This is a genomic window from Ralstonia pickettii (assembly GCF_016466415.2).
GTDB classification, from domain to species: Bacteria; Pseudomonadota; Gammaproteobacteria; order Burkholderiales; family Burkholderiaceae; genus Ralstonia; species Ralstonia pickettii.
Genome location: NZ_CP066771.1, coordinates 2098347 through 2109957 on the forward strand (window position 1 = coordinate 2098347; position 11611 = coordinate 2109957).

General features: G+C 64.9%; 11 protein-coding genes. 8 read left to right on the forward strand and 3 right to left on the reverse strand.

Annotated elements, in window-relative coordinates; genetic code table 11:
* Positions 1 to 69: 69 nt before the first annotated feature.
* On the reverse strand, positions 70 to 1632 hold the full coding sequence (locus RP6297_RS09930; RefSeq protein ID WP_037028445.1) for a helicase HerA-like C-terminal domain-containing protein: 1563 nt from the start codon (positions 1630 to 1632) through the stop codon (positions 70 to 72).
* 173 nt (positions 1633 to 1805) lie between these two features.
* On the opposite strand from RP6297_RS09930, the gene RP6297_RS09935 reads away from it, so the two are divergent.
* From RP6297_RS09935 to rng, 8 genes are all read left to right on the forward strand, one after another.
* Entirely contained in the window at positions 1806 to 2531 is a 726-nt protein-coding gene (locus RP6297_RS09935; protein WP_004631018.1) for a YebC/PmpR family DNA-binding transcriptional regulator, read from the forward strand.
* Positions 2532 to 2626: 95 nt separating this feature from the next.
* The gene (gene purD, locus RP6297_RS09940; RefSeq protein WP_037028443.1) at positions 2627 to 3895 is read left to right on the forward strand and encodes a phosphoribosylamine--glycine ligase; all 1269 of its coding nucleotides are present in this window, start codon (positions 2627 to 2629) and stop codon (positions 3893 to 3895) included.
* Positions 3896 to 4048: 153 nt separating this feature from the next.
* Positions 4049 to 4957: an oxygen-dependent coproporphyrinogen oxidase gene (hemF, locus tag RP6297_RS09945; protein ID WP_037028442.1), complete on the forward strand. Its 909-nt coding sequence runs from the start codon at positions 4049 to 4051 to the stop codon at positions 4955 to 4957.
* On the forward strand, positions 4954 to 5664 hold the full coding sequence (locus RP6297_RS09950) for a nicotinate-nucleotide adenylyltransferase (RefSeq protein ID WP_037028441.1): 711 nt from the start codon (positions 4954 to 4956) through the stop codon (positions 5662 to 5664). The genes hemF and RP6297_RS09950 overlap by 4 nt, the downstream gene beginning before the upstream one ends.
* A gap of 71 nt (positions 5665 to 5735) precedes the next feature.
* The gene (gene rsfS / locus RP6297_RS09955; RefSeq protein ID WP_027680942.1) at positions 5736 to 6377 is read left to right on the forward strand and encodes a ribosome silencing factor; all 642 of its coding nucleotides are present in this window, start codon (positions 5736 to 5738) and stop codon (positions 6375 to 6377) included.
* A 21-nt stretch (positions 6378 to 6398) separates the two neighbouring features.
* Positions 6399 to 6869 (forward strand): 23S rRNA (pseudouridine(1915)-N(3))-methyltransferase RlmH, encoded by a 471-nt coding sequence (rlmH, locus tag RP6297_RS09960; RefSeq protein ID WP_004631023.1) that lies wholly within the window; start codon positions 6399 to 6401, stop codon positions 6867 to 6869.
* Positions 6866 to 7489, forward strand: coding sequence for a Maf family protein (locus tag RP6297_RS09965; protein WP_037028439.1), 624 nt, complete (start codon positions 6866 to 6868; stop codon positions 7487 to 7489). The genes rlmH and RP6297_RS09965 overlap by 4 nt, the downstream gene beginning before the upstream one ends.
* Positions 7490 to 7630: 141 nt before the next feature.
* Positions 7631 to 9100, forward strand: a complete 1470-nt coding sequence (gene rng / locus RP6297_RS09970; protein WP_037028437.1) for a ribonuclease G — start codon at positions 7631 to 7633, stop codon at positions 9098 to 9100.
* A gap of 21 nt (positions 9101 to 9121) precedes the next feature.
* Here the strand turns inward: rng and RP6297_RS09975 are convergent, their stop codons facing one another.
* The gene (locus RP6297_RS09975) at positions 9122 to 10513 is read right to left on the reverse strand and encodes an MFS transporter (protein ID WP_223293230.1); all 1392 of its coding nucleotides are present in this window, start codon (positions 10511 to 10513) and stop codon (positions 9122 to 9124) included.
* Positions 10514 to 10659: 146 nt separating this feature from the next.
* Positions 10660 to 11601, reverse strand: a complete 942-nt coding sequence (locus RP6297_RS09980; RefSeq protein ID WP_037028436.1) for a ketopantoate reductase family protein — start codon at positions 11599 to 11601, stop codon at positions 10660 to 10662.
* Between the last annotated feature and the right edge of the window lie 10 nt (positions 11602 to 11611).

An 11611-nucleotide genomic window follows, 5' to 3' on the forward strand; every position in this document is an offset into this window, starting at 1 on the left:
TCGCGCATTCTCAGCGCAAACAAAAACAGCCGGCAATGCCGGCTGTTGTCTTTGGTACGTCGGAAGCGCTCAGCGCCTCTTCGATCCGCCCAGGATGCTGCCCAGCACGCCGCGCACGATTTCGCGCCCTACGGTGGAACCGATGGTGCGCATCGTCGACTTGGCCAACGTTTCGACAATCGAATCGCCACGGCCGCTGCGGCCCGTACCCTTTGTGAGGATCGAGCCGACATCGCCCAGCCAGCCGCCGCTCTCCTGTGGCGCGGGCGCGGGCGCCGATGCGGGTGCTGAACCAGTCGATGCCCCGAAATCCGTGCCGATGGAACCCGGTGCAGGCGCAGATGTCGCCCCGCCCTTCGCCACGCGGCCGTTCAGGATTTCGTACGCCGATTCGCGGTCGATTGCCGTGTCGTAGCGGCCGGCCACCAGCGAATTCGCCATCAGCGCGCGGCGCTCGTCGTCCGAGATCGGGCCGATGCGCGATGCCGGCGGGACGACAAACGCACGCTGCGTGACCTCCGGGCGGCCGCCCTCGTCCAGCATGGAGATCAGCGCTTCGCCCACGGCCAACTCACCAATGGCCTCTTCGATGCTGAATTCGGGATTTGCGCGCATCGTTGTCGCGGCCGCCTTCACGGCCTTCTGGTCGCGCGGCGTGAAGGCCCGCAGCGCGTGCTGCACGCGGTTGCCGAGCTGGCCGAGCACCGTATCCGGCACGTCGGCCGGGTTCTGCGTCACGAAGTACACGCCCACACCTTTCGAGCGGATCAATCGCACCACCTGCTCCACCTTCTGCAGCAGGGACGGCGGCGCATCGTTGAACAGCAGGTGCGCCTCGTCAAAGAAGAAAGCGAGTTTGGGCTTGTCTACGTCGCCCACCTCCGGCAGATGCTCGAACAGTTCGGAGAGCATCCACAGCAAGAACGTCGCATACAACTTGGGCGCATTGAGCAGCTTGTCGGCTGCCAGGATGTTGATCACGCCCTGGCCGCGCACCGTCTGCATCAGGTCGTTGATGTCGAGCATTGGCTCGCCAAAGAACCGGTCGGCGCCCTGTTCTTCCAGCGCGATCAGGTTGCGCTGGATGGCGCCAATGCTGGCCGACGAGATGTTCCCGTACTTGTTCGTGTAGTCAGACGCATGCTCGCCCACGTGCTGCAACATCGCACGCAGGTCTTTCATGTCGAGCAGCGCGAGGCCCGAGTCGTCCGCAATTTTGAAGACGAGGTTCAGCACGCCGGTCTGGATGTCATTCAGCTCCAGCATGCGGGAAAGCATCAGCGGGCCCATGTCGGACACGGTGGCGCGCACGGGGTGGCCGCGTTCGCCATACACATCCCACAACGTGACAGGGCAACCGGCCCATTGCGGCTCTTCCAGGCCGCGCTCCTGCAGGCGGGCCTTGAGCTTGTCGTTTGGTTGGCCGGGTTGCGAGATGCCGGTCAGATCACCTTTCACGTCGGCCAGAAAGACCGATACGCCAATCTTCGACAGGCCCTGGGCGATCGTTTGCAGGGTGACGGTCTTGCCGGTGCCGGTGGCGCCGGTGATCAAGCCATGCCGGTTCGCGAGTTGGGGCAACAGCACCAACTCGGCTTTGGCGTTCTTGGCAATCAGGATGGGATCGGTCATGGCGTTTGGACGAGGATCAATCTGGGGGGGCAACACACCGGCCACTCGACCAGACGGACGGGGCGGCGGGCGTGTGCAGCATGCTAAAATCCGCGACCGATTATAGAGCGTGCAGGTGGCGTCAAACCGCCATCTGGGCGCCAGATTCCACTGCATTCCGCTCGGAGAGTTTCATGGCCGGTCATTCCAAATGGGCCAACATCAAGCATAAGAAAGCCGCTGCCGACGCCAAGCGCGGCAAGATTTGGACGCGCCTGATCAAGGAAATCACCGTGGCGGCCCGCCTGGGCGGCGGCGATGCCGACTCCAACCCGCGCCTGCGCCTGGCCATGGACAAGGCCACCGACGCGAACATGCCGAAGGACAACATCAACCGCGCGATCCAGCGCGGCGTGGGCGGCCTGGAAGGCGCGAACTACGAGGAAATCCGCTACGAAGGCTATGGCATCAACGGCGCCGCCGTGATCGTCGACTGTCTGACCGACAACCGCACGCGTACCGTGGCCGAAGTCCGTCACGGGTTCGACAAGTACGGCGGCAATATGGGCACATCGGGCTCCGTCGCGTTCCTGTTCGACCATATCGGCCAGTTCATCTTTGCCCCCGGCACGCCCGAAGACAAGCTGATGGACGCCGCGCTCGAAGCCGGCGCCGATGACGTCATCACGCACGACGACGGCTCGCTCGAAGTCATCTGCCCGCCCCACGATTTCGCCAAGGTCAAGACCGCGCTGGAAGCCGCTGGCTTCAAGGCCGAACTGGCCGAAGTCATCATGAAGCCGCAGACCGAAGTCGTGTTCACCGGCGAAGACGCGGTCAAGATGCAGAAGCTGCTCGACGTCCTGGAAAACCTGGACGACGTGCAGGAAGTCTTCACCAACGCGGTCATCGGGGAGTAAGCCCCCGGACACGCGCATAACGGCGATCGACCTCACGATCGCCGTTTTTGTTTTCCAGATTTCGAATCGGATTTGCAATTTCAGGTAGGTACAGCATGAAAGTGATGGTGGTCGGTTCGGGCGGTCGAGAGCACGCCCTGGCATGGAAGCTGGCACGCTCGCCCAAGGTACAGGTGGTGTATGTGGCCCCCGGCAACGGCGGCACGGCGCTGGACAAGCGCCTGCAAAACCTCCCGATCACGGATCCGGAAGTGCTGGCCGCCTTTGCCGAGCGCGAAGGCATCCACTTCACGGTGGTCGGCCCGGAAGCGCCGCTGGCCGCCGGCATCGTCGACCTGTTCCGCGCTAAGGGCCTGCGCATCTTCGGGCCGACCAAGGCCGCCGCGCAGCTCGAATCGTCGAAGGATTTCGCCAAGGCGTTCATGCACCGCCATGGCATTCCGACCGCCAAGTACCAGACCTTTGGCGATGCTGCCCAGGCACATGCGTATGTTGACCAGGAAGGCGCTCCGATCGTCATCAAGGCCGATGGCCTGGCCGCCGGCAAGGGCGTGGTCGTAGCCATGACGGCCGAAGAGGCGCACAGCGCCATCGACATGATGCTGGCCGACAACCGCCTCGGTGACGCCGGTGCGCGTGTGGTGATCGAAGAATTCCTCGCCGGCGAAGAAGCGAGCTTCATCGTCGTGTGCGACGGCAAGAACGTCGTCGCGCTGGCCACTAGCCAGGACCACAAGCGCCTGCTCGACGGCGACGCCGGCCCCAACACGGGCGGCATGGGCGCCTACTCGCCCGCGCCGGTGGTCACGCCCACGCTGCACGCACGCGCACTGCGCGAGATCATCATGCCGACCATCCGCGGTATGGAAAAAGACGGCATTCCGTACACCGGCTTCCTGTATGCCGGCCTGATGATCGACGCTGAAGGCAATCCCAAGACGCTCGAATTCAATTGCCGCATGGGCGATCCGGAAACGCAGCCCATCATGGCGCGCATGAAGACCGACCTGTACGACGTGCTCGACCGCGCCATCGACGGCAAGCTTGACGGCATGGAGCTGGACTGGGATCGCCGCACTGCGCTGGGCGTGGTGATGGCCGCGCACAATTACCCGGACACACCGCGCAAAGGCGACGTCATCACCGGCATCCCGAAGGAAACCGAAGACAGCGTCACCTTCCACGCAGGCACCACGCTCAAAGACGGCGTGCTGACCACCAACGGCGGCCGGGTGCTGTGCGTGGTGGGCCTGGCAGATACCGTGAAGGCAGCCCAGCGTGCGGCGTACAACGCCATCGAGCAGATCCACTTTGACGGCGCCCAGTACCGGACCGATATCGGCCATCGCGCCATCCGCCATTGAGCGACAGCACGCCGCGCTGGCGCCCCATCATGGGGCAGGCGCGGCATCCGTCACCCCGGGTGATCCCCGACTTGCCCCGGCGGCCCGCCCGCTACAATGGTGACAACCGTATGACTCGGCCCTCGCCTCGACGGGCGGCCCCCTTCTGATCGCATGGATACCCAAGCCGTCCGCGCCTACCTGCTGGACCTGCAGGATCGCATCACCACTGCCGCCAGCGCGCTGGACGGCGGCACATTCGTCACCGACGCATGGGAAAAGCCGCCCACCGAACGCCTGCGCGGCAGCGGTCGCACACGCATCCTGGAAGGCGGCACGCTGCTTGAACGCGGCGGCGTTGGCTTCTCGCATGTATTGGGCGACACCCTGCCCCCTTCGGCGACGGCCAACCGGCCCGAATTGGCGGGGCGCGGTTTCGAGGCGATGGGCGTGTCGCTCGTCTTCCATCCGCGCAACCCCTACGTGCCGACGGTGCACATGAATGTGCGCTGCTTCGTCGCCGTGCGCCCAGACGCCGAGCCCGTATGGTGGTTCGGTGGCGGCATGGATCTGACGCCCTACTACGGCTTCACCGAAGACGCCTCGCATTTCCACCGCACCTGCCAAAGCGCCCTTGCCCCGTACGGCGACGAGCTGTATCCGCGCTTCAAGCAATGGTGCGACGACTATTTCTACCTGAAGCACCGCAAGGAGGCGCGCGGCGTCGGCGGCGTTTTCTTTGACGACTTTGCGGAGCTGGGCTTCGAGCGCAGCTTCGAAATGATGCGCTCGGTCGGCGACGCCTTCCTGCCCGCCTGGCTGCCCATCGCCGAACAACGCCACACCACACCCTACGGTGAGCGCGAACGCGCGTTCCAGGCCTATCGACGTGGCCGCTATGTCGAGTTCAACCTGGTATTCGATCGCGGCACGCTGTTTGGCCTGCAAAGCGGCGGTCGCGCGGAATCGATCCTGATGTCGATGCCGCCGGTGGCCAACTGGCGCTACGACTGGCAGCCGGAACCGGGGTCGCCCGAGGCCGCGCTGTACACCGATTTCCTGCCGGCGCGCGATTGGGTATGACGCTTCCCACGTTCGCGCGCCCCACTCTCGATCGCCCCTACCGGCTTGGCTTGCTGGGCGGCACGTTCGATCCGCCGCATATCGGCCACGTTGCGCTGGCCGAGCTGTGTATTGCCCGCCTCGACCTCGATGAACTGCTGTGGATTCCGACCGGCGTGTCCTGGCAGAAGGCGGCTGACATCACACCAGCACCGCTACGCTTCGCGATGACCGAGCTGGCCGCCCGTTCGGTCCTCGGAGGCCACGCCCGTGTCCATGTCAGCAGCATGGAAGTCGACCGCCACGGCCCGAGCTACACCATCGACACCGTGCGCGAATTGCGCGGCGTCTACGGCCCGGATACCTCCATGGCGTGGCTCATGGGGGCCGACCAGCTCGTCGGCCTGGACACCTGGCACGGCTGGCAAGACCTGTTCGAATACGTCCACCTGTGCGTCGCCACACGCCCGGGTTTCGACCTTCAGGCATTGCATGTGCCGGTACAGCGCGAACTCGATGTGCGCCGCGGCGACACGGCATTGATACAATGCGCACCCGCTGGCCATATGTGGATCGACCAGACCTTGGCCGTCGACCTGTCATCCACCCGCCTGCGCCAGCAGCTGGCCACCGGCGCACGCTGCGACGCCGACTTGCCGGCCGGCGTGGCGGACCTGATCCAATCGCATTCGCTGTACCGCCGCGCCAACGGCACGGTCAGTGCTTGACCGCGTGATTGACCACATTCACGCCCTTTTTGACCTTTTTTCTCGCCCTTTAAACGTTCTTCTCACTCAGTATGGATATTCGCAAACTACAACGCGTGATCGTCGACGCGCTCGAAGACGTCAAGGCGCAAGACATCAAGGTCTTCAATACGACGCACCTGACCGAACTGTTCGACCGCACGGTCATTGCCAGCGGCACCTCCAACCGCCAGACCAAGGCCCTCGCCGCCTCCGTGCGTGACGCCGTCAAGGAAGCCGGCGGCCACATCATCGCCGTGGAAGGCGAAGACGTGGGCGAATGGGTGCTGGTCGACTGCGGCGACGCCGTGGTCCACATCATGCAGCCGCAACTGCGCCAGTACTACAACCTCGAAGAAATCTGGGGTGACAAGCCGGTGCGCATCGAACTCGGCGGCACGGGCAAGCGTGGCCTGCCCAAGGCCAGCGAAGGCTACGACGACGAGGAAGACGAGGCCGAAGAGGTCACGCCCGCCAAGCGCCGGACCACCAAGCCGAAGCTGGCAGGCGAGCGCCCGACCAAGGCTGCAGCGCCGGCCAAGAAGGCGCCCGCCAAGACGGCTGCCAAGAAGCCCGCCACCAAGCGCGCGGCCGGCACGGGCAAGACCGCCACGAAGACGGCCACCAAAACCGCCGCAAAAACGGCCACCAAGACGGCAGCCAAGCGCGCGCCAGCCAAGAAGCGCGCGGCGTAACGTCTGGCAGACCGTCTCACCATGCAGTTGCTGATCGTTGCCGTCGGGCACAAGATGCCGTCCTGGATCGAGGAAGGCTTCTCTGAATATGCCAAGCGCATGCCGCCCGAACTGCGCATCGAACTGCGCGAGATCAAGCCCGAGCAACGCTCGGGCAGCCGCACCGCCGCCACCGTCATGCAGCTTGAAGCCGCGCGCATTGAAGCCGCGCTGCCCAAGGGCTGCCGCATGATCGCGCTGGATGAGCGCGGCAAGGACCTCACCACCGTCGCGCTGGCTGAATCGCTCACCGGATGGCAACAGGAAGGCGGCGACATCGCGTTCGTGATTGGCGGCGCGGATGGGCTGGACCCGGCACTCAAGGCAAAAGCCCGTACGCTGATCCGCCTGTCGAGCCTGACGCTGCCCCACGGCATGGTGCGTGTGCTGCTGGCCGAGCAGCTCTACCGCGCATGGAGCATCACGCAGAACCACCCGTATCACCGCGTATGACCATGGATGCACACGGCGCGCCTCACCTCTATCTCGCCTCGCAAAGCCCGCGCCGACAGGAACTGCTGCGCCAGATCGGCGCGCGCTTCGAGCTGCTGCTCGCCAGCGACGATGAAGATGCGGAAGCGCTGGAAGCCGAGCTCCCCGGCGAGACGCCCGACGACTACGTTCAACGTGTCTGCGCATTGAAGGCGCAGGCGGCTGTGCGTCGCCGCACTGCACGCAACCTCCCCGCTTTGCCGATCCTCACGTCTGACACGACGGTGTGCCTGGGCGGCGAGATCCTCGGCAAACCCGCTGAAGCAGCCGACGCCCACCGCATGCTGCGCGGCATGTCAGGGCGCGAACACCGCGTGCTGACCGCCGTCACCGTCGTCAAGGCCGACGGCACGCCGATGCACGCGCTGTCCGTTTCGGACGTGCGCTTTGCCGTGCTGACGGACAACGACATCGCCCGCTACATCGCCAGCGGCGAGCCCTTTGGCAAGGCGGGCGCGTACGGCATCCAGGGGCGCGCAGCCGCCTTTGTGGCCCATATTTCGGGAAGCTATTCGGGTATCATGGGTCTACCCCTGTTCGAGACCGCCGCACTGCTCGCACAGGCGGGCATCACGCTGTGAATCACGCTGTAACTCGCGCTCTCTGACCGGCCACCGATGCACGCGCCGGACAGCGTGCGAGGGCCGGTTTCATGACACGCTTCGGGCAACCCTGTCCGGCCCAGAGGCGGGTGCTGAAACCCGCTCTCCTGGTACCTCTCCATGTCCGAAGACATCCTCGTCAATATCACGCCGCAAGAAACGCGCGTGGCTATCGTCCAGCAAGCCGCCGTTCAGGAGCTTCACATCGAGCGCACGCTGACGCGCGGCCTGGTCGGCAACATTTACCTTGGCAAGGTGGTGCGCGTGCTGCCTGGCATGCAGTCGGCCTTCATCGACATCGGGCTGGAGCGTGCGGCGTTCTTGCATGTGGCTGACATTTGGCACCCGCGCGACGCGAAGGACGCGCCGCCCACACCGCAAGTCGCCATCGAGAAGACGCTCTTCGAAGGTCAGGCGCTGATGGTCCAGGTCATCAAAGACCCGATCGGCACCAAGGGCGCACGGCTGTCCACCCAGGTGAGCATCGCCGGCCGCACGCTGGTGTATCTGCCGCAAGACCCGCACATCGGTATCTCGCAGAAGATCGGCAATGAGGCCGAGCGTGAAGCGCTGCGCGCACGGGTGACCGCCATGGTGCCCACCGAAGAACGCGGCGGTTTCATTGTGCGCACGATCGCCGAGGAGTCGACCGACGAGGAACTCGCCAACGACGTCGCTTACCTGCGCAAGATCTGGGCGACCATCCGCCACAACGCGACAACCCTGCCCGCCCCGTCGATCCTGTACCAGGACCTGAATCTTGCCCAGCGCGTGCTGCGCGATTTCGTAACGGACGAAACGCGCAGCATCCAGGTCGATTCGCGCGAGAACCACCAGAAGCTCATCGAATTTGCGCAGGAATACACGCCAGCCGTGGTCGATCGCCTGACGCACTACACCGGTGAACGGCCAATCTTCGACCTGTACAACATCGAGGCTGAAGTCGAGCGCGCGCTGTCGCGCCGGGTCGACCTGAAATCGGGCGGCTACCTGATGATCGACCAGACCGAGGCGATGACGACGATCGACGTCAACACCGGCGGTTACGTGGGCGCGCGCAACTTCGACGACACGATTTTCAAGACGAACCTGGAAGCGGCGCACACCATCGCGCGTCAACTTCGGCTGCGCAACCTGGGCGGCATCATCATCATCGACTTCATCGACATGGAGTCCGCCGAGCATCGCGATGCGGTGCTCGCCGAACTGCGCAAGGCGCTGTCGCGCGACCGTACACGCATCACGGTCAACAGCTTTTCGCAACTTGGGCTGGTGGAGATGACGCGCAAACGCACGCGCGAATCGCTCGCGCATGTGCTGTGCGAGCAGTGCCCGGTATGCCAGGGCAAGGGCCAGGTGAAGACGCCGCGCACGGTGTGCTACGACATCCTGCGCGAGATCATGCGCGAGTCGCGGCAGTTCAATCCGCGCGAATTCCGCATCCTCGCGTCGCAGTCGGTCATCGACCTGTTCCTGGAAGAAGAAAGCCAGCACCTCGCGATGCTGGGCGATTTCATCGGCAAGCCGATTTCACTGCAGGTGGAATCGTCCGCGGCCAGCCAGGAGCAGTACGACATCATCCTGATGTAGCACTGCGCCCAAGCGCGGCGGCTACGGCTTGACCGGGCTGCCGTGCGAAACCGATGCGGCGGCCAGGGGTGCTTGCTCCCGCTCCGTCAGACGCGGAATCTGCTCGCGCATGGCGAGCAGTGCGGCGAGCACGACCAACATCACGGTCCCGAGCATGGCCAGATAGGCCACCGAACCGCCAGCTGTGATGACGATCGCGCCGGCAAACGCGCTGAGGATGGCGCCCACGCGCCCAAATGCCACCGCGGATGCCGTGCCCGTCGCGCGCACCGCCGTCGGATAAACGTAGGCACACAGCGCATACATCGTCGATTGCACCGCGTTGACAAACAGGCCGTGCAGCCCAAGGCCGACGATCAACAGATTCGTGTTCAGCTTGGCGTCGACGCCCTGCAACGCAAAGGCGCTCGCGGCCGCGCCCACGCAACACAGCGCCATTGGCCAGCGCGAACCCCATCGGGCGATCGTCACCGCGCAAGCCAAAGCGCCGATCACGCCGCCAAGGTTGTACGCGGTCAGCCCCGAGCCCGCCACGCTCACGCTCAAACCTTCTGAAGCGAGCATCGTCGGCAGCCAACTGAACGCTGCGTACACAGCGAGCAGGCACATGAAAAACGCTGCCCAGAGCGCAATCGTGTCACGCGCTTGGCCCGGCGCGAAGAGGGAGCGGAAACTTGCGTGTTGAATGACCTTCTGGCCAGCCACATCGGCAAACACCGCGTTGGCGGGCACATCGCGCTCCATCTTGGTCAGCAGCTGCGCCAGTCGCGGCCAATCCGACTGGCGGCGCGCCAGGAAGCGCGGTGACTCGGGCAGCGCGGCCACCAACACAAATCCAAGCACGAGCGGTAGCGCACCGCCAATCCAGAACAGCCCGCGCCAGCCATAGAGCGGCAGCACTTGGCCGGCAAACAGGCCCGCCAGCATCCCGCCCAACGGCACGCAGACGATCGTGGCCGTCACCGCCAGCGTGCGGCGACGCCCAGGCGTGAACTCCGCCGTCATCGTCGTGGAGCTTGGCAGCGCGCCGCCAATGCCCAGGCCCGCGATGAATCGCAGCGCGGCAATCGTGGCCACGTTGGGCGCAAACCCGATCGAGCACGTCGCTACGCCAAACAGAAACACGCTGCCGATCAGCGCCAAGCGTCTCCCGAAGCGGTCGGCAAACAAGCCCGCCAACGCGCTGCCCAGCCCCATGCCGATGAGGCCCGCTGCCACCGCCGGGGCAAACGCGTTGCGCGTGATGCTCCATTCCTTGATCAGCACGGGGATGGCAAAACCAATCAACTGGCCGTCAAAGCCGTCCATGACGATGGCGAAGGCCGCAAGCAGCACCGCCATCTTCTGCGCGAGGGAAAACGGCCCATCATCGAGGACGGTGCCGATATCGACCGTGGTGGGGTTCTGATTCATGCGGGCCTCCGCTGGGACGGCACACATGCGAAAGCGCAACGCCATACCAGCGTCGCGCTCACCCATCTGGAACTGCTCATCATGGTTTGTCTCCGTTGAAGTGGCGTCTGCGCGCCATCGAATGAAAGCTTGGGTTGCTCGGCCCGCTAATGCTCCTGCTGGTGTGCCGCCTGCGCCTGTACCTGCACCAACCGCACGAGCTGCATCAAGGTCTCGGTGTGCGGCACGGGCACGCCATGCCGCCGCGCCGTCGCTACCACGGCGCCATTGATGGATTCGATCTCGGTCGGGCGACCGGCCAGCACGTCCTGCAGCATCGATGGCTTGTGCCCGCGATGCGCGACGATGGCGTGCCGTACGTTGTCGTTCACCTTTCCGGCATCAACGGTAATGCCGCTGGCGCACGCCACGGCCAGCACTTCGTCTACGATGGTCAGCGCCAGCGCCGGGCCGTCTTCTACCGCCCCCAGCGCATCGACGGGCCGGTTCAGCACCGTACACAGCGGGTTGAGTGCGGCATTGAAAGCGACTTTCTCCCACACGGCGCCCCACACGTTGGCATCGGCCTGGCAGTTCAGGCCTGCTGCGGACAGCACATCCACCACGCGTGCGAGTATCGCGGGCCGCTCGCCGTCAGCGCTCATCAGGCGGATCTCGCCCGTGCCATTTGAGCGCACGTGGCCCGGGCCAACCAAATCTGCCGGCCACGTCGTGACGCCAACAAAGATGCGCTCTCGCTGCACCATCGAAGCCAGCGCCTCCACATTGCCCAGCCCGTTCTGCAGCGTCAGTACATGTGTCGCTGGGCCAATCAGATGACGCACGCTCGCCACTGCGGCGCGTGTGTGCATGGACTTGGTGAAGACGATCAGCAAGTCCGGCACATCGGCCGCATCGCCCGGACGCAGCGCCTGCAGGTTGCCGACATGACGGTCGCCCCAATCGGTTTCCAGCCGCAAACCGCGCGCGGCGATGGCGTGCAGATGTGCATCGTTGATGTCGAGCAGCGTGACATGCTGGTCGGCTTCGGCCAGCAACCCGCCAAACAGCGAGCCCATCGCGCCCGCTCCAAGAATGGCGATCTTCATCGGCATCTCA